The organism is Roseibium porphyridii (assembly GCF_026191725.2).
Lineage (GTDB): Bacteria > Pseudomonadota > Alphaproteobacteria > Rhizobiales > Stappiaceae > Roseibium > Roseibium porphyridii.
Map to the genome: position 1 here is coordinate 481,453 of NZ_CP120863.1, position 23,840 is coordinate 505,292.

The following is a 23,840-nucleotide window of genomic DNA, read 5'->3' on the forward strand; positions in this document are numbered from 1 at the left end:
TTCTTCACTTCCCGTGATGAAAGGTTGGTCCTGCTTCTATGTTCGACAACGGATTGCGATCCAGGAAAGCAATTGTTCGCTTCATGTCGTCCACCAGCAATGCCATAAGATCGCGGCCCATTCCGTGTCGAACAAGGACACGCTGCACGACCAGATCATGCCTGTCCTTTGGAAGCGGGTAAGAGGCGATCTGCCATCCCCTCATTCGCATGCGTTCGGAAACATCATAGAGCGTGTAACCGCGCTCGGTGCTGTTCTTCAAAGAGTAACAGGCTGCAGGCAAACCTCCGTCACCGTTGTAGAGAATGTCGAAGTGACCGGTTTTTTCCAGCTCGTCAGCGAGGTACTGAGCGGCAGCGGCGCATGCGCCCTGAACATCGGTATAGCCCTTTTTGCCGAGCCGGAGGAACTGATAGTACTGCGCGATGATTTCGCCGGCAGGCCGGGAAAAGTTCAGGGCGAAAGTCGGAACCTGACCGCCCAGATAATCGACATTGAAGATCAGTTCTTCAGGCAGGTCCTGTTTTTCGCGCCAGACAACCCAGCCGACCCCTAGGGGCGCCAATCCATATTTGTGGCCTGACGCATTGATGGATTTGACGCGGGGCAGTTTGAAATCCCAGACGACGTCCTCGTGCAGGAATGGTGCGATAAAGCCGCCGGAAGCAGCGTCGATATGCAGCGGAATATCAAGGCCGCGTTCGGCCTGGATCTGATCCAGAATGACTGAAATCTGCTCAACAGGCTCATAAACGCAGGTGAAGGTTACTCCGAGCGTAGCAACTACACCGATGGTGTTTTCGTCAACCGCATCCGCCACCTGGTCCGGACGCATTCCCAATTCGCCATCAAGGATCGGCAGCTCACGGAGCTCTATGTCGAAGTATCGGGCGAATTTGTGCCAGCAGATCTGAACGGGCCCGCAAATCAGGTTTGGTTTGTCAGCAGGCTTGCCTTCCGCCTCGCGCCGCTTGCGCCATTTCCATTTAAGGGCCAGGCCGCCCAACATGGCCGCTTCCGAAGATCCCGTTGTCGAGCAACCTTGCGTCGCTCCCGCCTCGGGCGCATTCCACAGATCGGCCAGAATGTGCACGCAGCGGTTCTCGATTTCCGCAGTCTGAGGATACTCGTCCTTGTCGATCATGTTCTTGTCGACACAGTCCGTCATCAGCTTTTGAACTTGCGGCGACGCGTAAGTGGTGCAGAAAGTCGCCGTGTTCTGGCGAGAGTTACCGTCAAGAAGCAGCTCATCGTGAATGAGGTTGTAGACCGTGTCCGCGAGAGATGAATTCTCAGGCATCCTGTATTTCGGCAAGGGCTGTTCGGACAAGTCGCGAGTGTAGATATCGAAAACTTCGTCACGCCGGCTGGAAGACGTTTGGTAGAGAGGCAAGTGAGATCTCCTCTTGGTCACGGTGTCGCGAAAACCACGCACACCGCACCTTAGGCGTGTCCCGATAGCCCTTCAAGCACAGGTTCACCGCAAACTTCAGCACCGTTTCTTTCAACAAGACCGGTGCGCACAAGCGAAACAGATCAATGGGTTATGTCAGTGAGGCGGTCAAAAGAGGCCCATCCGGTGCCAATAGTCTGCCGGCAGGTTCTGTGATCCGCGCAAGTGACAGATTTGTTCAAAACGACAAAAAAGGGCGCGGTTGTGCGCCCTTTTCTCAAGTTTCTCAGTCAATTGGTGTCTATGCAGCACGCACCTCCGACAGGAATGTCTCGATTGTGCTGCGCATATCTTCAGCCCTTTGTGCCAGCTGCGCTGAGGCTTGAAGTACGCTGTGTGCAGCGGTATCCGTTTCACTGGCTGCGCCGGACACTTTGGCGATCTGCTCGCTCACCACCGTGGTACCGCGTGAGGCCTGATCCACATTGGAGGCAATTTCCGACGTCGCGGACGTCTGTTGATCGACTGCGGAGGCGATCGAGGCGGAAACGGTGTTCATTTCCTCGATGATTTCTCCGATTGCCTCGATGCCGCCAACGGCGTCTCGTGTCTCTGCCTGGATCGCTGAGATTTTTTGTGAAATCTCCTCTGTTGCCTTGCCAGTCTGGCTCGCAAGGTCCTTCACTTCCGCGGCGACCACGGCGAAGCCCTTGCCCGCCTCTCCGGCGCGTGCGGCCTCAATCGTTGCATTGAGCGCCAAAAGATTTGTCTGTTCAGCGATGTTCTGAATGAGGCTTATGACCTCTCCGATGTCTTCTGCAACGGTTGCCAGTCCACCAATTTGCGTATTGGTTCTTTTGGCCTCCGAGGAAGCCTTGTCTGAGATCTCCGAGGAATGGCTGACTTGCTGACTAACCTCCTGCAAAGAGGCGGCAAGTTCTTCAGTTGCGCTGGCAACGGTCTGAACATTGGTCGTTGCTTCTTCGGCAGCCGCGGCGACGTCGCTGGCCTGACCACTCGTGTCCTGTGCGGTCTGTGTCATCTGGGTGGCCGTGGATTGCATTGAAACCGTTGCGCCCTTGACCGAGTTCAGCATATCGCTGATCTGAGCACTGAACGTTTCAAGGAGGTCTGCAACGCGCGCATTCCTCTTTTCGCGTTCCTGCTGTTCAGCTTCCTGACGGATTGTCAGCTCCTGACGCTGGACTACTGCATCGCGGAACCCGGCCACGGATCTCGCCACGTTGCCGATTTCGTCCGGGCGACGTGCTTCGGCGAATTCAACTGCTGTGTCGCCGTCGGCAAGCCTGCCGGCGTCACCAACGAGACGCGCGAGTGGGCGCGTAATGCCGAAGGAAATGAATATTGCGAGGGTTATTGCCAGCACGAACGCAAATGCGGATGCGCCGATGATCTGCCATTCGGCAACGAATGCCTCGCGGAGTGTTTTTTGTCCGAGAGCACTGTTGTCCTCAACGGCACTTTCCTTGACTTGTGCAGCCCATCCGTTGACTTCAAAACCGGTCTTGTCGAGCACGCCTGTTCGAATTGAATTTCGCTCGACAATGATGTCATGAACGCGCTGGGCCGAGGACTTATAGTCTACGATCATGGGGATTGTAGTTGCCAAGGTGGCTTTGCGTTCCGGGTTTTCGATGCTGTTATCCAGCAGGGCCAGCTCTTTTTCTATGACGCTCATTTCCATCATGGCGCGCTCAAAGTCTGTAGTGTCGTTGGTTGCAAGAAATTTTAGAACGTAAAGACGCGCCAGCAGAAAGTCCTGCGACGCCCTGGCCGCAAGGTTCGCGGTTTCGTAGTCACCGTCTTCAGTTGCCGTCTCGTTTATGGATGAAAGATTCTTGCGGGCTATTGGGCCGATCTTGTCGAGCTTGTTCAGGACAAGTTCATCGCGCTCGCGATAGAGCGCAACGACCTGTTCAAGGCCGCCGGTAAAGTCGGTCAGACCGGATTTGATTTTTTGAACAAGTTCCACACGCGCTGGGTTTCGAATTTCATTTTCGGCGGTCTTGATCCCATCTTCCATCTGCCGAAGGAATTCGTTTGTGGCTTGTAGAGCCTCTTCTGACCGGGTCTGAATATACTTGTTGGTATTGACCAGAACCTTGGCCATATCGGCATTCATTTCGGATGCCAGAAGCGCATCGCCGCTCATGTCTTCCATGGCGGCAATGTCCTCACCAACAACCGACAAGCTGATATATGCCCAGACGCCAACGGCGGCGATGAATAGAGCAATGAGCCCAAAACCCATCAATATTCGATGCTGAACGGTCATTCTTCGAGCCTTTTCTGTCCCCACTTTGCAAAACGGATAGCGCTCAAAGACTTTACGTACGGTAAAATACGTACTCAGTCAGCTCAGATAGAAATACCAGAAGTTGTGTTTGAGATAAAATGATCGTTTTACATAAAAATGAGAAACACTTGTGTATGCATTAGAGTAAGTCTCTGAATCATTTCGCGAATACGACCAGTCGTGAACTCTTGTTGTTTAATTTTGTTAAAGGATGAAGGTCTTTATCCTTCACAATAGTCGACGCATTGCCGTGGAATAAGAAAAGATATTATTCCGCAAAGGAAAAAATAATAAGGGCTGAACCTACCAGTTGGGTTTGGGCCAATGGTCGAAATCAAGGGATTTTGGCGTCTCTCATCCTTGAGGGAATCGCATCGCTCCTTCTTGGATTTGCTCGCCAGGTAAATTGACAAGAGGTCTTCGCGCCTAGCCGTCACCATTGACGACGAGCTGGATCCTGTCAGCTGCAACGCGCGCGCGTGTGTATTGGAGCGGCTTTCCGCTGTCGTCGAGATTCAGACTTTCCATCACCATTACGGGCTGACCGAGTGCGAGACCAAGCTGGCGGGCGTCCTGAGCGTCGACAAGTTCGGCTGTTATACGCGTTTCCTTGCGCTGATAGTCTTCAATGCCGGCGGCTTTCAATGCTTTGGTGACTGAACCGTTTTCGGCATAGTCCGCGACCAGATTGGGCACCCGAGATTGCTCAAACCAGCTTGTTGCAACAATCATCGGGGTTCCGTCTGCCACTCTCAGTGTTTCCACCCTGATCAAGGGAACTCCCAGCGGTACACCAAGTTGGTTGGCCAGGAATGCGTCGGCGTCTACGATGGAAGAGCCGATCAGCCGGCCGCTTGGGGCCCGGTGTTGACCGGATACAATTTCCGAAAACCGGGTACGAGGGCCGATTGGATAACTGAGCGGCGCTGAAGCAACGAATGTTCCGCGGCCCTGGTCGGCCCGGAGAATGCCCTCCGACGTCAGCGCGGCAATTGCCCGACGGACTGTGTGTCGGTTCACGCCGAACCGCGCGGCAAGATCGGATTCCGGCGGCAAGCGGCTGCCTTTCTCAAAGACTCCGCCAATAATGTCAGCCTTGAGTGTTTCCATGATCTGTCGCCAAACCGTTATTCCAGCGCCACGATCAACCGAGCTGTTGTTCGTCATGCGAACGTCATCAAATTTCAGTAGCAATTAGTCAATCAGTTTATTTGTATAGACAAATAGACAAATACTGCTTAAGCAGGTGCTGCCTGCATCTTCTTCTTAGGAACCGCCCAAGCAAAAAAGGCGCGCTTCATGACTGAAAAATCTTCTCAACCCAAGACGGACGGAACGGCGGAAGCCCGCCGGAAAGCCATGGCAACGCTCGCGGCTGCCTCGCCTGAGGCTGTTGCGGAAAAATACGGGACACTGCCGCCGCCCGATTATGACCTTGTTCGTCAACCCGAGACGGGTCTGGTGATGGTGCGCGGTCGAATGGGTGGCACGGGCAGTCCGTTCAATCTGGGCGAGGTGACGGTGACCCGCTGTGTCGTGCGCCTGAAAACAGGAGAAACAGGGAGCAGCTACGCGCTTGGCCGAAACAAAACAAAAGCGCTGCAATCGGCAGTGATCGACGCGCTTTGGCAGACCAGTGATGGCCGCGACAAGATTGAGACGGACATCATTGGGCCGCTTGATGGATTGCAAAGCACGGAAAAAGAAACCGTCAAGCAGGAGACCGAAGCGACCAAAGTCAATTTCTTTACCATGGTACGCGGAGACAACTGATGGACACGGCAATCAATGCAAGTGAGCAGTCCAACGCGCTTGCTGCGGGATTCAAGGATCCGGTTCATGATGCACAAGAGTGCTTCCGGGCGATCATGAATGCCATGGCGCGGCCTGGAACGGAGCAGTCGATCCAGGAAGTCGACTTGGCACCGCCCGCACCTCTCACACCCACCGTTGCGGCCGTTGCTTTGACACTGCTGGACTATGACACCCCCGTCTGGCTTGACCGGCCCTTGATGACGAGTGAAGCAGTCAAATCGTTTCTGCGTTTTCACACGGGGGCTCCGATCGTAAAGGAACCCGTTGAGGCGGCCTTCGCACTTGTTGCCGATCCTGCTCACCTGGTGCCCTTGACCAGCTTCAATCAAGGCTCGGCGGAATATCCGGATCGCTCTACCACGGTGGTCCTGTCCTTGCAGGAATTCAGCAAACACCAGGCAGTGATGCTTGAAGGGCCGGGCATCAAGGATAAGGCAAGCCTCTCGACTGGGCCTTTACCGCCGGTTTTTTGGGATCAGGTCTCGGCCAACAATCGTCTGTTTCCGCGAGGAGTTGATCTGATCTTCTCCGGCAATGGACGCATATGCGCCCTGCCCCGTTCCTCCCGTGTTCTGTTTTCGGAGATCTGAGCCATGTACGTTGCCGTCAAGGGTGGTGAGAAGGCCATCCGCAATGCTCACAAGCTGACTGCGAAACGCCGTCGGGGCGATACTTCCGTCCCGTCGCTGACACTCGAACAGATTGCGCAGCAGCTCAGCCATGCGGTTGCTCGCGTCATGGGCGAAGGTTCTCTTTACGACGAGACACTGGCAGCCCTGGCCATCAAGCAATCAAGGGGTGATCTCATTGAGGCAGCTTTCCTGATGCGGGCTTACCGCACGACGCTGCCACGCTTCGGATACAGTCAGCCTATCGATACCGCGGACATGCTGGTTGAGCGCAGGATCTCAGCAACTTACAAAGATCTTCCAGGCGGGCAGGTGCTCGGGCCAACCTTCGATTACAGCCACCGCTTGCTCGATTTCGCCTTGGCCGCGGAAGACGACAATGCAGAACCGGTGGCCGAAACCTCACCGCCCGACGAGGTTGCGATGCCACGGGTCACGGATCTCCTGGGCGATGAAGGGCTGATGGAGCCGGATCCCGTTTCAGACGAGACGGCTCCGGTCGGCGACCTGACCCGCGAACCGCTGTCGTTTCCGGCGGACCGGGATCTGCGCCTTCAGAACCTGGCCCGCGGCGACGAGGGCTTTCTCCTGGCGCTCGCCTATTCGACGCAGCGCGGCTACGGCCGGACGCACCCATTTGCCGGGGAAATCCGTTACGGCGAGGTCGAGGTTGAGTTCTTTGCCGAAGAGCTTGGGTTTGCGGTCACGCTCGGAACCATCAAGGTTACCGAATGTCAGATGATCAACCAGTTCAAGGGTTCGGCCAAGACTGCGCCGACCTTTACGCGAGGTTATGGCCTCGTTTTCGGTCAGGTCGAACGCAAGGCCATGTCCATGGCGATGGTCGATCGCTCCATGCGCTTTGAAGAATTGGGCGAAGAGCAGGTCGCACCGGCACAGGATGTCGAATTTGTGCTGTCTCACTCTGACAATATCCAGGCGACCGGATTTGTCGAACACCTGAAACTACCACACTACGTCGACTTTCAGGCCGAACTCGTTCTGGTGCGCCAGATGCGTGCCGAATGGTTCGAAAAACGCCGACAGGAAGAAGACAGCGGCGATGCTGCCCAGGAGGCTGCGGAATGAACGACACGGCTCAGATCTATGACCAGGGCGAGTACAATTTCGCTTACCTGGACGAACAGACCAAGCGTATGATTCGACGAGCGATCCTCAAGGGTATCGCCATCCCCGGTTACCAAGTTCCTTTTGCCTCCCGGGAGATGCCGATGCCGTATGGCTGGGGGACGGGCGGTGTTCAGGTGACTGCTTCGATATTGGGCAAGGATGATTGCCTGAAGATGATCGATCAGGGTTCAGACGACACCACAAATGCAGTCTCGCTCCGTGGCTTCTTCGAAAAGACGGCAGGTGTCAGAACCACCTATGAGACTTCCGAAGCCACCGTCATCCAGACACGTCACCGGATACCTGAAAAGGAATTGAGGGAAGACCAGATCCTTGTTTTTCAGGTGCCGATCCCCGAACCGCTTCGGTTCCTGGAGCCTCGAGAGACCGAGACCCGCAAGATGCATGCACTTGAAGATTATGGTCTGATGCATGTGAAGCTTTACGAAGACATCGCGAAAAACGGTCATATCGCAACGACCTATGCCTATCCTGTGAAGGTGAATGACCGCTATGTCATGGACCCTTCGCCGACACCCAAATTCGACAATCCGAAAATCGACCAGATGCCGGCGCTCCAGCTTTACGGCGCTGGCCGCGAGAAGCGGATCTATGCAATTCCACCCTATACGAAGGTGAAGAGCCTGGATTTCGAGGACTATCCCTTCGAAGTTCAAAAATTCGACAAACCCTGCGGACTTTGCGGTGCGGAAAATGTCTATCTCGACGAAGTCATCCTCGATGACCAAGGCGGCCGGATGTTCGTCTGTTCTGACAGTGACCATTGCGAGGAACGCCGGGCGAACGGACATCTTGGACCGATGGCCGCTGATCCGGCAGCCACGCAAATTGCCGGTGGCGCACCAGAGGAGACTGTCCGATGAACGTATTTCAATCCGAAGCTCCCTTGTTGCAGGTTCATAATGTCACGCGATATTATGGCGACAGGGTCGGGTGTCTGGACGTGTCGTTCGATCTTTGGCCCGGTGAAGTGTTGGCCATTGTCGGAGAAAGCGGGTCAGGCAAAACGACTTTGCTGAATTGCCTTTCAACCCGTCTTGCACCAACCGCAGGGGCAATCGAATACCGCATGCGTGATGGCACGATGCGCAATCTCTATCAATTGACGGAAGCCGAGCGTCGCCTTCTGATGCGCACAGATTGGGGCTTTGTGCACCAGAATGCGGCCGATGGTCTGCGCATGAATGTGTCCGCCGGTGCAAATGTCGGTGAAAGACTGATGGCCGTTGGCGATCGGCATTACGGGAACATTCGTTCCACGGCAGATGACTGGCTTGGGCGCGTCGAGATCGAAAGCGACCGGATCGATGATGACCCGCGCTCCTTTTCCGGTGGCATGCGTCAGCGGTTGCAGATCGCGCGAAATCTGGTGACACGTCCGCGTTTGGTCTTCATGGACGAGCCGACTGGCGGGTTGGATGTTTCCGTTCAAGCTCGTCTGCTTGACCTCTTGCGCCGTTTGGTGGCCGACCTTGGCCTTTCCGTAGTCATCGTCACCCATGACCTTGCGGTGGCAAGGCTGCTCTCGCACAGGATCATGGTCATGCGCCATGGCAATGTGATTGAGGCCGGGTTGACCGATCAGGTCCTGGACGATCCGCGCGAGCCGTATACGCAGCTGCTTGTCTCTTCCATTCTTCAAGTTTGAACGGGGTCACTTCCAATGGCTGTTCGTCTCTATCTCAACAGTGTCAGCAAGACATTCACCATGCACCTGCAAGGGGGCACCGTCATTCCTGTCGTCGACAAGGTCGAATTCTCGGTTGATGCCGGTGAATGCGTTGTGCTGGGCGGCCCGTCCGGTGCCGGCAAAAGCTCAATCCTCAAAATGATCTATGGCAACTATCGTTGCGATCAGGGCCAGATTCTGGTGACCGTCGGTGACGATATTGTCAACGTGGCCGGCGCTGAACCCCGCGATATACTGAAACTGCGCAGCGATACCATTGGGTATGTCAGTCAGTTTCTGCGCACGATCCCGCGTGTTTCGGCAGAGGATGTTGTCGCTGAACCGCTGATCGCCCAAGGTTCAAGCGAAGAGGAAGGCCGTGACAAGGCAAGAAACCTCCTTGCGCGTCTGAATGTTCCTGAACGTCTTTGGACCTTGCCTCCGGCAACCTTCTCTGGCGGTGAGCAACAAAGGGTCAACATAGCAAGGGGCTTTATTGCGTACTATCCGGTCCTGCTGCTCGATGAACCGACCGCATCACTCGATGCTGCCAACCGGGCGGTGGTTGTCCGGCTGGTGGAAGAGAAAAAGGCGCAGGGCGTCGCCATGGTCGGCATTCTGCATGATCAGGATGTGCGCCAGGAAATAGCCGACCGTATTATCGATGTCACGACATTCAGCTCCGAGGCAGCCGCCTAGTGGCGGCAGGAAATACATCAAAAAGCCGCTCTGGACTTGCAGGTGGGCGACAATTGTCACAGAACGGTCATTGCCCACCGATAGGCCGTCTGCAGCCGCCCACCTTTCACATGATTGTTCACCATGCGCTATGCAATTTATTTCGCCGCTACGGCAGATGACAGCCTGATGCTTCTTGGCAATGCCTGGCTTGGCAGGGACCCTTTCACGGGAGATCCGCTAGCGCAGCCCGGCATCGAAGGACTGTCTGATACGCGGTTTGCCGAGTTGACGTCCAGTCCGCGACGTTACGGTTTTCATGGGACACTGAAAGCGCCGTTCTTTCTGCGCCAGGGTGAAACGGAAAAGGCACTGGTGAGCGCTTGCGAAGATTTCGCTGGCCGCATTGCACCTTTTGAAATCCAAAAACTGGGAGTCAACAGGCTGGGAAAGTTTCTGGCGCTCACACCTGACCAGGACGAACCGGATCTGAAGGCTTTTGCCGAATTGTGCGTCCGTCACTTTGAAAAATTCAGGGCACCACTTTCCGATGCTGATCTGGAGCGGCGACGCAAAGGCGGCCTGACCCCAAAGCAAGACGTTTACCTGAAAGACTGGGGCTATCCTTACATCTTTGATGAATTCCGTTTTCACATGACGCTTTCGAACAAACTCGAAGTGGAAACAGAGGCGGAAAAGCTGACAGGTTCCGCGCGTGCCTTCTTTGCAAGGGAGACGGGCATTCCTCGCGGATGCCGCCATTTCGGGCTTTATGTGGAGCCTGAGCCGGGGGCACCATTTCAGGTTCGGAAAATCTTTGAACTCACAGGCGGCACAGCGCCGTGCAACGCCCAGCTTTCCGATGACAGTTTCACCCGCAAGGAGAACGCATGAGCACGCAGCCCAAGGTCTTCAAGAACGCCAAACTCGTTCTGCCCGACGATGTGTTGAACGGTTCGCTTCAAATTGACGAAGCGGGGCTGATTGCCGGTGTCGCGTCTCCCACAGAAACAGATGGTCACGATTGTGACGGCGACTATTTGCTTCCAGGTCTGGTTGAGCTGCATACGGACCACCTTGAAACACACTATGCACCGCGCCCAAAGGTTCGCTGGAACCCGGTTTCAGCCGTTCAGGCGCACGATGCGCAAATTGCCTGCGCCGGTATTACAACTGTGTTCGATGCATTGCGGGTCGGCATGGATGAAGACGCTGATCTTAGATATCCGGATATGCGCAAGCTCGCAGACGCGATCGAAACCGGACAGCAGGAACATCGACTGCGGGCCGACCACTTTATCCATCTCCGCTGTGAAGTTTCGGCACCGGATGTGCTCGAGGCTTTCAAGGTGTTCGAAGACGACGACAGCATTCGCCTGATCTCGTTGATGGACCATACGCCCGGGCAGCGCCAATTCGTTTCGCTGGATGCCTACAAGATCTATTATCAGGGCAAAAAAGGCTTTTCTGACGCGCAGATGGAGGAGTTTATCCGCCGACGTCAGGAGCGTGCCAGCGGCCTGGCACCGGAAAACCGGCAAAAGCTCTCGGAAATTGCGCTGGCACGCGGTATCGCCATAGCAAGTCATGACGATGCAACACAGGATCATGTCGATGAGGCGATCAACCTGAATACGAAGATTGCTGAGTTTCCAACGACGGTTGAGGCGGCAAAGGCGTCTCATGCGGCCGGTATGGCGGTCCTTATGGGAGCACCCAACGTGGTCCGGGGCGGCTCACACTCCGGCAACGTGTCTGCAAGGGAACTTGCAGAAGCCGGTGTTCTGGATGTTTTGTCCTCCGACTATGTTCCAGTGTCTCTTCTTCAGGCCTCGTTTCAGCTGGCGGAAGAGATCGAGAGCATCTCTTTGCCGAAAGCCGTTGCCATGGTGACATCGACACCGGCCAACGCCATTGGACTGTCTGACCGAGGTGCATTGTCGCCGGGTCTACGGGCGGATCTCATCCAGGTGAAGATGGTCGGACACATTCCGATTGTCCGGGGTGTCTGGCGTGAGGGCCGGCGGGTTGCCTGACATGCCGGTTGATGATGCCGGACTTGGCCCGGGCCGCATGGTTTTGGTTGTTGGACCGAGCGGAGCCGGAAAAGACACGCTTATGGCGGCCCTCCATGAGCGGTTGAAGTTCAGAAGTGATGTGGTGTTTGCGCGTCGCGCCATTACACGTGACGCAGACCCGGAGGCGGAAGACCACGATACGCTCAGTCGGGATGAATTCGAACGACTTGCCGAGAGGCAGGAGGTTGCCCTTTCCTGGGAAGCGCACGGTCTGGGCTATGTCATTCCGAAATCCTATGATGCGGCCATCGACATGGGAGTGACGGTGATTGCCAATGGATCACGGAAAGTTCTTGAGCGGGCGGCGCAAAAGTATCAATCGGCTATCGTTCTTCTGATTACGGCTCCAATTGAAGTGCTTGCCGAGCGTCTGTCCGCCCGTGGGCGGGAAACCAAAGATGACATCAGGCGACGGCTTCAAAGGGCTGATCTGGAGCCGGACCAGGTTGCGAACCTGGTCAGAATTGAAAACACGGGTACAGTCGAAGATGGTGTTGCAGCAATGATGAAAGCGCTGGGCTACTAGGCGCGGTCGGGCTGCACAATCGGGGGACGGCAATTGCCGCAGCTTCCTTGACTCCTTCCAACGTTTCAGGCATAGACCCGCCAACTCCATTTGAGTGACTGAAATTCGAACTGCCGACCGGGACCCGCACAGGTGTAAAGAGAGCCCGGAGGTTAACACCCGACAGCGCGTTGCGCCCTCGGGTGCTAAACTGCTTTGCATGGCTCGAACTGTTTGGATTTGTGTACCGGTTGCCCATATGGATCGGGAGTTCTCCCGAAACTGACGAGTTTAAGGACCACTGATGTTTGAAAGCCTGTCCGATCGATTAAGCGGAATTTTCGACAAGCTCACGGGCCGTGGTGCGTTGTCCGAAAACGACGTCAATGAAGCGCTGCGCGAAATTCGCCGTGCGCTGATTGAAGCCGATGTCGCGTTGCCGATCGTTCGCTCCTTTACCGACAAGGTTCGCAACCGGGCTGTCGGCGCGGAAGTGGTAAAGTCCGTCACGCCTGGCCAGATGGTCGTGAAGATTGTGCACGATCAGCTGATTGAGATGCTCGGCGAAGAAGGGCAACCGATCGATCTCAATGCGCCCGCGCCGGTCGCAATCATGATGGTCGGTCTGCAAGGTTCAGGTAAAACGACCACGACTGCAAAGATTGCCCGGCGGATGACCCTGCGCGACAAGCGCCGTGTCCTGATGGCATCGCTTGATACCCGCCGTCCGGCGGCTCAGGAGCAGCTGAAGGTTCTTGGTGAGCAGAACGAGATCGACACGTTGCCGATCATCGAAGGCCAGGGCCCTGTTGAGATCGCCAATCGAGCCATGTCGGCTGCAAAGCTTGGCGGTTATGACGTTGTCCTGCTCGATACTGCCGGCCGCATTCATATCGATGAGCCGCTGATGGTCGAGATGGCGGAAGTCAAATCCGCAGCTCAGCCTCACGAAATACTGCTTGTAGCCGATTCCCTGACTGGTCAGGACGCCGTTAATCTGGCCAAGAATTTCGACGAACGGGTCGGCATCACCGGTATTGCGCTGACACGTATGGACGGTGATGGTCGCGGCGGTGCGGCCTTGTCCATGCAGGCGGTTACGGGCAAACCGGTCAAGTTGATCGGTACCGGTGAAAAATCCGACGCTCTTGAAGACTTTCACCCGAAACGTATCGCCGACCGTATTCTGGGCATGGGCGACATCGTCTCGCTGGTGGAAAAGGCGGCCGAGGCCATCGACGCGGAAAAAGCCGCCAAGATGGCCAAGAAGATGCAGAAGGGTCATTTCGACCTGGACGATCTTGCCGAACAGCTGAAGCAGATGGAAAAACTTGGCGGTATGTCCGGAATGATGGGCATGCTTCCCGGTGTCGGCAAAATGAAAAAGCAGATCGAAGCGGCCAACATCGACGACAAGATGTTCAAGCGGCAGGTTGCGATCATTCAATCAATGACACCGACGGAACGGCAGAAGCCTGATCTGCTGAAAGCCAGCCGTAAAAAACGTATTGCCGCAGGCTCCGGCGTTCAGGTAGCTGACGTCAACAAACTCCTGAAGATGCATCGCCAGATGGCGGACATGATGAAGAAGATGGGCAAGGGCAAAGGCATGCTGGGCAAGCTGATGGGCGGCATGGGCGGCGGAATGCCCGATGTCGATCCGAAGCAGCTTGAGGAAATGGCCAAATCCGGTCAATTGCCGGGTGGCATGGAGCTGCCCAAGGGACTGCCCGGTGGCATGCCTGGCGGTCTGGGCGGTGCCGGACTGCCCCCCGGTATGCCGGGCCTGCCTGGTCTGGGTGGCCCGAAGCTGCCCGGATTGCCGGGAATGGGTAAGGGCAAAAAGCGATGAGCGAAGCTGAAACACGGCTCGCAGAGAGCGAAGCGCTTGGTGAGTTGAAATCACTCAGAGCCTCTATCGACAACATCGATGCAGCGCTCATTCACATGCTCGCAGAGCGGTTCAAATGCACCCAGAAAGTGGGTGTACTGAAAGCCACAAACGACCTGCCGCCGGCTGATCCGGCGCGGGAAAAGATTCAGATCGAGCGGCTGAGGCAACTGGCCGGCGACGCCAATCTCGATCCTGATTTTGCCGAGAAACTGCTGAACTTCATCGTTCGCGAAGTGATCCGGCACCATGAAGCCATTGCCGCGAAAGCCGGCAGCTAGAAACTGGAGAAATAAAAATGGCTACGAAAATTCGCCTGGCACGCGGCGGTTCCAAGAAGCGCCCGTATTACCGTATCGTTGTTGCAGATATCCGCTCCCCGCGTGATGGCCGCTTCATTGAAAAAGTTGGTTCTTACGACCCGATGCTGCCGAAGGATTCCGAAGAGCGCGTCAATTTGAATGTCGAGCGCATTCAATACTGGCTCGACAACGGTGCAAAGCCGACGGACCGCGTACACCGTTTCCTGGATGCTGCCGGTCTTTTGAAACGCGAAGCACGCAACAACCCGAAAAAAGCTGAGCCGGGTGCAAAGGCGAAAGAGCGTCTGGAAGCCAAGCGCATGGCCGAAGAAGAAGCCGCTGCAGCGGCTGCTGAGCCGGCAGCTGAAGAAGCAGCAACTGAAGAAGCTGCTGCTGAATAAGCAATGATGTTTAAGCGCACCGGTCTTGCCGCTGGAGGTCTTTTGACATGACTTCGTCTGAAGATCAGAAGATCCTCCTTGCAAAGATCGGTGCAGCTCATGGCATTCGCGGGGAAGTGCGGGTCAAGCCTTTTGGTGATGACCCGCTCTCCTTCACCGACTATGGGGTTCTGACCACAAAAGACGGGAAACGGTCGTTTGAGGTCAATAAAGCGCGTGTGCAAAAGACGGTCGTGATTACCAGCTTCAAGGGCGTCACTGATCGCAATCAGGCGGAAGCGTTGAACGGCGTCGAACTCTATGTCGACCGCGACCAGCTTCCCGAGACTGATGACGATGAATTCTACTATTCAGATTTAAATGGCTTGACGGTGCTGGATCAGGGCAATGAGGTCCTGGGCAAGATCGTTGCGGTGCAGGATTTCGGTGCCGGTGATCTGCTCGAGATTCGTCCTAAGCGTGGCCGAACGTTTTACGTGCCCTTCACGAAGGACTTTGTGCCTGAAATCGACCTCACCAATGGCAAGGTTCTTCTTGACTTGCCTGAAGACTATTTTTCCGAAGGAACGCCTGAGCCTTCAGAAGGCGCACCTGACAGGTAACGCGTCGGGACCGGTTCTAGACCCATACCACTGAAATCAAGTTCTTCCGGAGTGTCCTTGACGGCCTGCCGTGCCTCGGACCGGATAAGGGCAATCAACGCAACAACCAGGGTCACGCCAATACCATTGGCGAACGCGTCAGGAAGCGACATTTCGTGATGCGGTAAAAACCCTTGAACCACTTCTCCTGCCAAACCCATGGCAAAGGCGACAACGGCCGATATCCGCAAGCGACAACAAAACAGTGCATGGATGGAAAGGGTCAGTAACGCGAAGAAGCCGATATGGATGACCTTGTCATAGGGATGGCTGACGCCGGTGTTGAACACCAGTCCTACAAGCACACCGAAGCTGATCAGGATGACCAGCGGCAACAAACGGCTCATGGAGATATCAAGATAATGCCGGTCAATCCGGTCCTGCACGAACGCCGGTAGTTTGAAACGGAAGACTGGAAACCTGACCACCTTGGGACACCTGACTGAAACGCACTTGCCACACGATGGGCCGTACCCTAATCAGTGCTTCCTTCAGGTTAAGAACCTGTAAGGGTGCGTTGACTTTTTTTGTTATGGTTAACCTATTCCTAACTGCACAGATATCGGCGATGTAACCCGGCCGGAAAAGCACTGAAAGACGAAGCGCAATGGCGTTCAAGGCGACACTGTTGACCCTTTACCCGGACATGTTTCCAGGCCCGCTTGGCCACAGCTTGTCTGGTAGAGCTTTGGAAAAGGACCTTTGGAACCTTGAGACACGCCAGATCCGGGACTTTGCAACAGATAAACATCGCTCAGTAGATGACACGCCTGCTGGCGGTGGTGCTGGAATGGTTCTGCGTGCAGACATTCTGGCAAAGGCGATCGATGCCGCAGCGTCTTCCGAAGACCCGCGTCCACGAATATTGATGAGCCCGCGCGGACTTCCCTTCACGCAGGAACGCGCCCACGAGCTGGCCGCCGGGCCCGGCGCAATTATCATCTGTGGTCGTTTTGAAGGTGTTGATCAACGTGTGATCGACGGGCGGGATCTCGAAGAGGTTTCAATAGGCGATTACATACTGTCGGGCGGCGAGATCGGTGCGATCACGATGCTGGACGCGATTATCCGGCTGATCCCCGGTGTCATGGGGAATATGGAAAGTGCAGATACGGAAAGCTTCGAAACCGGGCTTTTGGAGCACCCGCACTATACGCGCCCTGCGGAATTTGAAGGACGTGCCATTCCAGAAGTTCTGACTTCGGGAAATCACAAGAAAATCCATGACTGGCGCATGGCCGAAGCAGAGCGCCTCACCCGTGAACGCAGACCGGATCTATGGGATGCCTATATGGCGGATGAAGATGACGTGGATTGAGTGCTCGAATGTGCCCGGGGAGGTCGTAGCCGAACCAAATACGTCAATTGACGGCAAACCTCAGATTAAGAAGCCCATTTTTGCATATTCTCTAATGACATTTTGCGAGATTTCCTGTATACGCCCGCGATGTTGGAAGAGGCATGACCATCCTGATAGGGGGCGTGTTTCCTGAATTGCTTCTCCTGAGACGCAAATACTCAGAAAATTCCGGCAGATAATGCACCATGGCCCAAAGTCGGTGAACCCGTTTCCGGCCTTAGAACCGGACAGCGCTCTGACCGCTTTGTAAATGAAAAGGGAAAAATGCCATGAACATCATCGAACAGCTTAATGCTGAAGAAATGGCGAAAATTGAAGAGCAGCGCAAACTGCCGGAATTTTCTCCAGGTGATACCGTTCGCGTCAATGTGAAGGTCACCGAAGGTAACCGGACACGTACACAGGCTTACGAAGGTGTCTGCATCGCCCGTTCCGGCGGCGGCATCAACGAGAGCTTCACGGTTCGCAAGATTTCTTACGGTGAAGGCGTAGAGCGTGTCTTCCCGATCTACTCTCCGATGCTTGAAGGCGTGGAAGTTGTCCGCCGCGGTAAAGTGCGCCGCGCGAAGCTTTACTATCTGCGCGACCGTCGTGGTAAGTCTGCACGCATCACCGAAAACACCAATGTTCGCTCCAAGCGCCTCAACGAGGAGCAGCGCGCTGAAGCTGCTGCTGCAAAAGTTGCCAAGGCAGAAGCGAAAAAGGCCGAAGCAGAAGCAGCTGAAAACGCTGCAGAATAAGCCGATCTGGCTTGAAAACACTTTTTGGAAAGGCGGTCCCAGAGGCCGCCTTTTTTGCAGTCTGGTGATGGCTGACGATCTGACGGTCAATCTCAGTTGAATTCAACTCAACTCGGCAATGCTTGACCTTCAAGCAACGCTGCGCCATTCACTAGGGCAACCGGCGCCGTGCAAGGTGCCAGCAGGCTTTCAAAGCTTGAGTTTACAGGACGCGACTTGAGACTCAGCTGAGTCCGAAGAAACTCCGGAGAGAAACGCTGCCTCATGACAGGCGCGCATCTCCGGTCGAAAATGAGGAGAGATCCATGGCTAAGGCACGGACGCTTTACGACAAAATCTGGGACGATCATGCAGTCGATATGCAGCCGGATGGAACTGGTCTGCTTTATATTGATCGTCATCTGGTGCACGAAGTGACAAGCCCCCAGGCGTTTGAGGGTTTGCGCATGCATGGCCGCAAGGTGCGTCAGCCGCAAAAGACACTGGCGGTCGTCGACCACAACGTCCCGACCACTGACCGCAGACACGGTATCGACGATCCGGAATCTGCATTGCAGGTCGAAACGCTTGCCAAGAACGCCACTGAATTCGGCATCGAATATTATTCAGAACTGGATATGCGCCAGGGCGTTGTTCACATTGTGGGTCCTGAACAGGGCTTTACCCTGCCTGGAATGACAATCGTCTGCGGTGACAGCCACACATCAACCCATGGCGCTTTCGGATCTTTGGCGCACGGCATTGGCACATCTGAGGTCGAGCACGTTCTGGCAACGCAGACACTGATCCAGAAAAAAGCCAAGAACATGCTGGTCAAGGTCGAGGGTGAGATCCCCGAAGGCGTGACCGCCAAGGACATCGTGCTGGCGATTATCGGCGAGATCGGTACAGCCGGTGGCACGGGCTATGTGATCGAATATGCTGGTGAAGCCATTCGTTCGCTGTCCATGGAAGGCCGGATGACGGTGTGTAACATGTCCATTGAGGCCGGTGCCCGTGCGGGTCTGATCGCCCCGGACCAGACCACGTTCGACTATATCGACGGCCGGCCGAAAGCTCCCAAGGGAGAGGCCTGGGAGATGGCGCTGTCCTATTGGAAAACCCTTTATTCCGATGCTGATGCCTATTTCGACAAGGTCGTGGAACTTGACGCTGCCAATCTGCCGCCGATCGTTTCCTGGGGGTCCTCTCCTGAAGATGTTGTGTCAGTCGAAGGCGTGGTGCCCGATCCAGCCGAAATCGATGACGAAAACCGGCGCGATTCCAAAAAGCGCGCACTCGACTACATGGGCCTTGAACCCGGTACAAAGATCACGGACATCAAGATCGATCGGGCCTTTATTGGCTCCTGCACCAATGGTCGGATCGAAGACCTTCGGGCAGCTGCCGCTGTTATCGGAAATCACAAGGTCGCTTCTCACGTCAATGCCATGGTTGTTCCAGGGTCGGGTCTGGTAAAAGAACAGGCTGAGGAAGAAGGTCTGGACCTTGTGTTCAAGGAAGCCGGATTTGAGTGGCGCGAGCCAGGCTGTTCCATGTGTCTTGCGATGAACGCGGACAAGTTGAAGCCGGGCGAGCGTTGCGCGTCGACATCCAACCGGAATTTCGAAGGTCGTCAGGGTCACAAGGGCCGGACGCATCTGGTGTCACCTGCCATGGCTGCAGCGGCTGCGATTGCAGGTCATTTTGTCGATATCCGGGACTGGACGACGAATTGATTCGACCAAGATAAAGCAAATCAAGGGCGCCTCCGGGCGCCCTTTTTCGTTTCAAACGTAGATCTGTCACAATGACGCAGCTGGCGTGGCGTTTGCGCAAATGATTCATAGATTTACGAAAAATCCTTTGACGGAAAACACCTTTCAACAACTGTGACCGGAATTGAAAAAGGCGGGCTTCACAAGACTGTCACCTCGGCACTACAATACTCCGGTCACATAAGGACATGTTCCGCTGTCCGATTATCCGGGCACAGAACAATCCGGCGCGATCAACTTGGTTTCCCGCGCTGACGCGGGAATGCTGGCTGATCGGACTTTAGGAGTTGGAGCGATTTGCCCTGATGAAGGGAGATCGTTCTAAACGATAAGGAGCGGAGAGTGACGATAGCGGTTTCCCAGGGAGCCCATCCGGCGTTGGTACTCAATGCAGACTACCGGCCCCTGAGCTACTACCCTTTGTCCCTGTGGAGTTGGCAGGACACCGTCAAGGCTGTTTTTCTGGATCGGGTGAACATCGTTGCCGAATATGATGCAGCGGTCCGAAGTCCGAGCTTTGAATTTCGATTGCCCAGTGTTGTCTCGCTCAAGACCTTTGTAAAACCCAGCCGATATCCCGCCTTTACCCGCTTCAACGTCTTCCTCCGCGACAAATTCCAGTGTCAGTATTGCAGCTCCAAGGAAGAGCTGACATTCGATCACCTCATTCCCCGCTCAAAGGGTGGCCTGACAACCTGGGACAATGTCATCACCGCTTGCTCCCCCTGCAATTTGCGCAAATCCAACAAGTCGTGCGAACAGCTCAACATGTGGCCGATGCACATGCCGTTTCAGCCGACAATTCAGGACTTGCACAACAACGGCCGCGCATTCCCACCCAACTATCTGCACGATAGCTGGCTCGATTTTCTCTATTGGGATACTGAGCTGGAGCCGTGAGAAAAAAGGCAGAAACTATGGTGTCGAATTGTTTTGTATAAGATTTTTATAATAATGTTAATAGTTTATTCATATTTGCTACAATGACAGTTTAAGAAATTAGGTACTTTTTTGTAGTACTGTCTCTTGAAACAATGAGGCAGTCATGCGTTTTCAGCTCTTTAAATCTTTCGGACAACATGTTCGCCGCCTAAAAAGTTCGCGTGAAGGATCGGTATTGCCGATCTTCGCTATCTGCGCGGTGTTCCTAATTGTCATCATCGGTGCATCGGTCGACATTTCACGCACAGTGAATGCGCGCGAGAAGTTATCCTATGCACTTGACGCAGCTGCCTTGTCTGTCGCTGCTGATTTGTCCACATCTGTAATGTCGGATGATGAGATCAAGGCAGCACTTGAAGATTCATTTCGAGCCAACTTGGCCGATGCACATTTCCTGGACGAAGCGATCGACAATCTTGACTATACGGTCGATCCGGAAAATGGCCTTGTCACCGTCACGTCTAACGCCACTATCGATAACTATTTTCTTGATATGGGCAATCTGATCGACGATGACCTTGGACCGGAATCCTTTGTATTCGGTACAAGTTCGCAGGTTACCTATTCCAAATTCGATGTTGAGTTAACGCTCGTTGTGGACGTGACGGGTTCAATGTCAGGGGAGATTGAAGACCTTAAAGATGCTGCCGAAGCCGTTGTAAACATCCTGATCCCAGATGACTCCAAGGACGGCAAAGTCAAAATTTCGATTGTACCTTATAGCGTTGGCGTCAATCTCGGGGACTACGCTGAAACGGCAACAAAAAAATTCAGCAGTCGGTGTGCAACCGAACGCGCAGGTAAACAGCAATATACGGACGCTAGTTATTCCAAGACGGCAATTGGCGATGGGTCGGGCACATATCGCACACAGGATTGTTCGGACTCAGAAATCCTTCCCCTAACGGATGACAGGTCGAAATTGTTAAAGGCAATCGGCGATCTGGAGACGGATGGTTACACGGCTGGCCATACGGGCATTGGATGGGGTTGGTATACACTCTCTCCAAATTGGAGTGACTTGTGGCCTTCTGGGTCAGTAGGTGCAGCTTACACCGATGAAGATGTCCTCAAGTTTGCGCTTATTATGACAGACGGTGATTTCAACACTCACTATGAGAAAGTCAAAATGACTTACACTGAATGTGAGAAACTGAAGGATGATGGTGAATACACCGGCACCTGCAAAGCAAAGAAAAGCGGTAAAAAGCGAAATTATTGGCTTGAAAGATCAGAGTGGGGTTACGACGGTGAGTCGTCAGTACGCGCAAGATCTCTTTGTGATGCAATGAGAGACGAAGACATTGAAATGTTTGGCGTTTATTTTGGAACAAACGGAAATTCCAATGGTGCCAAGGTGATGAAGGCTTGTGCGGATACCGGCAACTACTACCAAGCTAGTTCTTCGAGTGATTTGATCCAGGCATTCGCAAACATTGCCAAGAAAATTCAGCAGATCTATATTTCAAGATAATCAGCTGCAGGAAACTAAAAAAGCCCGCCGAAATGGCGGGCTTTTTTGTTTGGTCTTGGTCTGTCTGATCAGGCTCGGTTCTGGCGATTGTCGATCAGGTCGTCGACGACCGTCGGATCTGCCAAGGTCGACGTGTCGCCGAGATTATCAAAGCTGTCTTCCGCAATCTTGCGCAGGATACGGCGCATGATCTTGCCGGAGCGGGTCTTGGGCAGGCCGGGCGAGAACTGGATCAGGTCCGGCGACGCGATCGGGCCGATTTCGGCGCGCACATGCTTGACGAGTTCTTTTTTCAGTTCGTCGGTAGGTTCCTCGCCCTCCATCAAGGTGACATAGGCATAGATGCCCTGACCCTTGATATCGTGCGGGTAACCAACCACCGCCGCTTCGGACACCATCGGGTGGGCGACGAGTGCGCTTTCAACCTCGGCCGTGCCCATGCGATGGCCGGACACGTTGATAACGTCATCAACACGGCCCGTGATCCAGTAATAGCCGTCTTCGTCCCGCCGGCAGCCATCGCCCGTGAAGTATAGGCCTTTGTAGGTCGCGAAATAGGTCTGTACGAAGCGGTCATGATCGCCATAAACCGTTCGCATCTGGCCAGGCCAGCTGTCCTTGATCACGAGGTTACCTTCCGTTGCACCTTCGAGGAACTTACCTTCCGCATCGACAACAGCAGGCTGAACGCCGAAGAACGGACGTGTTGCCGAGCCTGGTTTGAGATCCGTCGCGCCCGGCAATGGTGTGATCAGGATGCCGCCTGTTTCCGTCTGCCACCAGGTGTCGACAATCGGACAGCGCTTTTCGCCGACGACATCATAATACCAGTTCCAGGCTTCCGGGTTGATTGGCTCTCCCACGGACCCCAGCAAACGCAAAGATTTGCGGGACGTGTTGGTGACATGCTCGTCCCCGGCGCCCATCAATGCACGGATGGCAGTCGGTGCGGTGTAGAAAATGTTGACGTTGTGCTTGTCGCAGACTTCCCAGAACCGGCCTGGCCCAGGATAGGTTGGGACCCCTTCGAACATCAGCGTGGTAGCGCCATTCGCAAGCGGTCCATAGACGATATAGCTGTGTCCCGTGACCCAGCCCACATCTGCCGTACACCAGTAGATATCGCCTTCATGGTAGTCAAAGACGTATTCATGGGTCATGGACGCATAAACGAGGTAGCCGCCTGTTGTGTGCAGCACGCCTTTCGGCTGTCCCGTTGAACCGGAGGTGTAAAGAATGAACAGCGGATCTTCCGCGTTCATTTCCACCGGCTCACAGTGATCGGAAACCCGTGCGGCTTCTTCGTGGTACCAGACGTCGCGCCCGTCCTGCATCGTGATGTCACCGCCGGTGCGTCTGACTACGACAACGCTTTTGACGGGAGCCTTTTCGGCTGCCATGTCGACATTGGCCTTGAGGGGAACCTTGCGGCCGCCGCGCAGGCCTTCGTCTGCCGTGATCACACAGTCTGACTTGCAGCCCTCAATCCGTTGGGCAAGACTGTCGGGCGAAAAACCACCGAAGACAATAGAATGTACGGCTCCGATGCGCGCGCAGGCCAGCATCGCGTAAGCTGCTTCCGGGATCATCGGAAGGTAGATGGTTACACGGTCACCCTTCTTGACACCCTGCCCGTGCAGGACGTTGGCGAACCGGTTCACTTCCTGGTGCAGCTCCTTGTAGGTGATGATCTTGGATTCGCTCGGATCATCGCCTTCCCAGATGATGGCAGGCTGGTCGCCACGTGTTGCCAGATGCCGGTCTATGCAGTTGGCTGAAACGTTCAAAGTGCCGTCTTCGAACCATTTGATCGACACGTTGTGGTAGTCGTAAGACGTGTTCTTGACCTTGGTATACGGCTTGATCCAGTCGACCCGTTTGCCGTGTTCGCCCCAGAACCCGTCCGGATCGTCCACTGAGCGCTGATACATTTCCAGATATTTGGTATTGTCGACATGCGCCCGGGCGGCAACTTCCGCAGGAACGGGAAAAACTGAGTCAGACATATGAGAACCTCCCACAAACAACTGTCGGGCCGGCAGCCGGGTATCCTCATGCCCAGCCGATGACCTATTTTCCGGGGCCATTATGCGTAC

23 protein-coding genes are annotated in these 23,840 nt (G+C 54.8%); 18 read left to right on the plus strand and 5 right to left on the minus strand.

Annotated elements, in window-relative coordinates; translation table 11 throughout:
• Positions 1-4: 4 nt before the first annotated feature.
• The 3 genes from K1718_RS02295 to phnF all read right to left on the minus strand — a co-directional run bounded on the left by K1718_RS02295 (position 5) and on the right by phnF (position 4,877).
• A complete protein-coding gene (locus K1718_RS02295) occupies positions 5-1,393 on the minus strand; it encodes a glutamate decarboxylase (RefSeq protein ID WP_265679876.1) in 1,389 nt (462 codons plus the stop codon).
• 301 nt (positions 1,394-1,694) lie between these two features.
• Positions 1,695-3,689 carry a HAMP domain-containing methyl-accepting chemotaxis protein gene (locus K1718_RS02300; RefSeq protein WP_265679875.1) on the minus strand — a complete coding sequence of 665 codons (1,995 nt, stop codon included), beginning with the start codon at positions 3,687-3,689 and terminating at the stop codon, positions 1,695-1,697.
• Positions 3,690-4,136: 447 nt separating this feature from the next.
• Complete coding sequence (gene phnF / locus K1718_RS02305; RefSeq protein ID WP_152499211.1) at positions 4,137-4,877, minus strand: phosphonate metabolism transcriptional regulator PhnF; 741 nt, start codon at positions 4,875-4,877, stop codon at positions 4,137-4,139.
• A gap of 132 nt (positions 4,878-5,009) precedes the next feature.
• Between phnF and phnG the strand changes: the two genes are divergently transcribed.
• The 13 genes from phnG (at position 5,010) to rimM (ending at position 15,432) form a co-directional block, all read left to right on the plus strand.
• A complete protein-coding gene (gene phnG / locus K1718_RS02310; protein ID WP_265679874.1) occupies positions 5,010-5,483 on the plus strand; it encodes a phosphonate C-P lyase system protein PhnG in 474 nt (157 codons plus the stop codon).
• The gene (phnH, locus tag K1718_RS02315) at positions 5,483-6,115 is read left to right on the plus strand and encodes a phosphonate C-P lyase system protein PhnH (protein WP_265679873.1); all 633 of its coding nucleotides are present in this window, start codon (positions 5,483-5,485) and stop codon (positions 6,113-6,115) included. The genes phnG and phnH overlap by 1 nt, the downstream gene beginning before the upstream one ends.
• A gap of 3 nt (positions 6,116-6,118) precedes the next feature.
• Positions 6,119-7,243 carry a carbon-phosphorus lyase complex subunit gene (locus K1718_RS02320; protein WP_152499214.1) on the plus strand — a complete coding sequence of 375 codons (1,125 nt, stop codon included), beginning with the start codon at positions 6,119-6,121 and terminating at the stop codon, positions 7,241-7,243.
• Positions 7,240-8,169, plus strand: a complete 930-nt coding sequence (locus K1718_RS02325; RefSeq protein WP_265679872.1) for an alpha-D-ribose 1-methylphosphonate 5-phosphate C-P-lyase PhnJ — start codon at positions 7,240-7,242, stop codon at positions 8,167-8,169. The genes K1718_RS02320 and K1718_RS02325 overlap by 4 nt, the downstream gene beginning before the upstream one ends.
• Positions 8,166-8,954, plus strand: a complete 789-nt coding sequence (phnK, locus tag K1718_RS02330; protein ID WP_152499216.1) for a phosphonate C-P lyase system protein PhnK — start codon at positions 8,166-8,168, stop codon at positions 8,952-8,954. The genes K1718_RS02325 and phnK overlap by 4 nt, the downstream gene beginning before the upstream one ends.
• A 15-nt stretch (positions 8,955-8,969) precedes the next feature.
• Positions 8,970-9,674, plus strand: a complete 705-nt coding sequence (gene phnL / locus K1718_RS02335; RefSeq protein ID WP_265679871.1) for a phosphonate C-P lyase system protein PhnL — start codon at positions 8,970-8,972, stop codon at positions 9,672-9,674.
• Between the two features lie 123 nt (positions 9,675-9,797).
• Positions 9,798-10,547: a DUF1045 domain-containing protein gene (locus K1718_RS02340; RefSeq protein WP_265679870.1), complete on the plus strand. Its 750-nt coding sequence runs from the start codon at positions 9,798-9,800 to the stop codon at positions 10,545-10,547.
• Positions 10,544-11,689: an alpha-D-ribose 1-methylphosphonate 5-triphosphate diphosphatase gene (locus tag K1718_RS02345; protein ID WP_265679869.1), complete on the plus strand. Its 1,146-nt coding sequence runs from the start codon at positions 10,544-10,546 to the stop codon at positions 11,687-11,689. The genes K1718_RS02340 and K1718_RS02345 overlap by 4 nt, the downstream gene beginning before the upstream one ends.
• Before the next feature lies 1 nt (position 11,690).
• On the plus strand, positions 11,691-12,257 hold the full coding sequence (gene phnN, locus K1718_RS02350) for a phosphonate metabolism protein/1,5-bisphosphokinase (PRPP-forming) PhnN (RefSeq protein WP_265679868.1): 567 nt from the start codon (positions 11,691-11,693) through the stop codon (positions 12,255-12,257).
• Positions 12,258-12,540: 283 nt separating this feature from the next.
• Entirely contained in the window at positions 12,541-14,088 is a 1,548-nt protein-coding gene (gene ffh, locus K1718_RS02355) for a signal recognition particle protein (protein WP_152499221.1), read from the plus strand.
• Positions 14,085-14,408, plus strand: a complete 324-nt coding sequence (locus K1718_RS02360; RefSeq protein WP_265679867.1) for a chorismate mutase — start codon at positions 14,085-14,087, stop codon at positions 14,406-14,408. Before ffh ends, K1718_RS02360 begins: the two co-directional genes overlap by 4 nt.
• 17 nt (positions 14,409-14,425) lie before the next feature.
• A complete protein-coding gene (rpsP, locus tag K1718_RS02365) occupies positions 14,426-14,830 on the plus strand; it encodes a 30S ribosomal protein S16 (RefSeq protein WP_152499223.1) in 405 nt (134 codons plus the stop codon).
• Positions 14,831-14,877: 47 nt separating this feature from the next.
• Positions 14,878-15,432 (plus strand): ribosome maturation factor RimM, encoded by a 555-nt coding sequence (gene rimM, locus K1718_RS02370; protein ID WP_265679866.1) that lies wholly within the window; start codon positions 14,878-14,880, stop codon positions 15,430-15,432.
• On the opposite strand, the gene K1718_RS02375 is transcribed toward rimM, so the two are convergent.
• On the minus strand, positions 15,381-15,899 hold the full coding sequence (locus K1718_RS02375) for a VanZ family protein (RefSeq protein WP_265679865.1): 519 nt from the start codon (positions 15,897-15,899) through the stop codon (positions 15,381-15,383). The genes rimM and K1718_RS02375 overlap by 52 nt on opposite strands.
• Before the next feature lie 179 nt (positions 15,900-16,078).
• Here K1718_RS02375 and trmD point away from each other — a divergent pair, with 179 nt between their 5' ends.
• The 5 genes from trmD to K1718_RS02400 all read left to right on the plus strand — a co-directional run bounded on the left by trmD (position 16,079) and on the right by K1718_RS02400 (position 21,744).
• Complete coding sequence (gene trmD / locus K1718_RS02380; RefSeq protein ID WP_152499226.1) at positions 16,079-16,789, plus strand: tRNA (guanosine(37)-N1)-methyltransferase TrmD; 711 nt, start codon at positions 16,079-16,081, stop codon at positions 16,787-16,789.
• A gap of 311 nt (positions 16,790-17,100) precedes the next feature.
• Positions 17,101-17,571 carry a 50S ribosomal protein L19 gene (gene rplS, locus K1718_RS02385; RefSeq protein ID WP_152499227.1) on the plus strand — a complete coding sequence of 157 codons (471 nt, stop codon included), beginning with the start codon at positions 17,101-17,103 and terminating at the stop codon, positions 17,569-17,571.
• Between the two features lie 305 nt (positions 17,572-17,876).
• A complete protein-coding gene (leuC, locus tag K1718_RS02390) occupies positions 17,877-19,289 on the plus strand; it encodes a 3-isopropylmalate dehydratase large subunit (protein ID WP_152499228.1) in 1,413 nt (470 codons plus the stop codon).
• Positions 19,290-19,670: 381 nt separating this feature from the next.
• Complete coding sequence (locus K1718_RS02395) at positions 19,671-20,228, plus strand: HNH endonuclease (protein WP_152499229.1); 558 nt, start codon at positions 19,671-19,673, stop codon at positions 20,226-20,228.
• Positions 20,229-20,373: 145 nt separating this feature from the next.
• Positions 20,374-21,744 (plus strand): pilus assembly protein, encoded by a 1,371-nt coding sequence (locus tag K1718_RS02400; RefSeq protein WP_265679864.1) that lies wholly within the window; start codon positions 20,374-20,376, stop codon positions 21,742-21,744.
• Positions 21,745-21,812: 68 nt separating this feature from the next.
• Here the strand turns inward: K1718_RS02400 and acs are convergent, their stop codons facing one another.
• Positions 21,813-23,750: an acetate--CoA ligase gene (acs, locus tag K1718_RS02405; RefSeq protein WP_265679863.1), complete on the minus strand. Its 1,938-nt coding sequence runs from the start codon at positions 23,748-23,750 to the stop codon at positions 21,813-21,815.
• Positions 23,751-23,840: the final 90 nt, after the last annotated feature.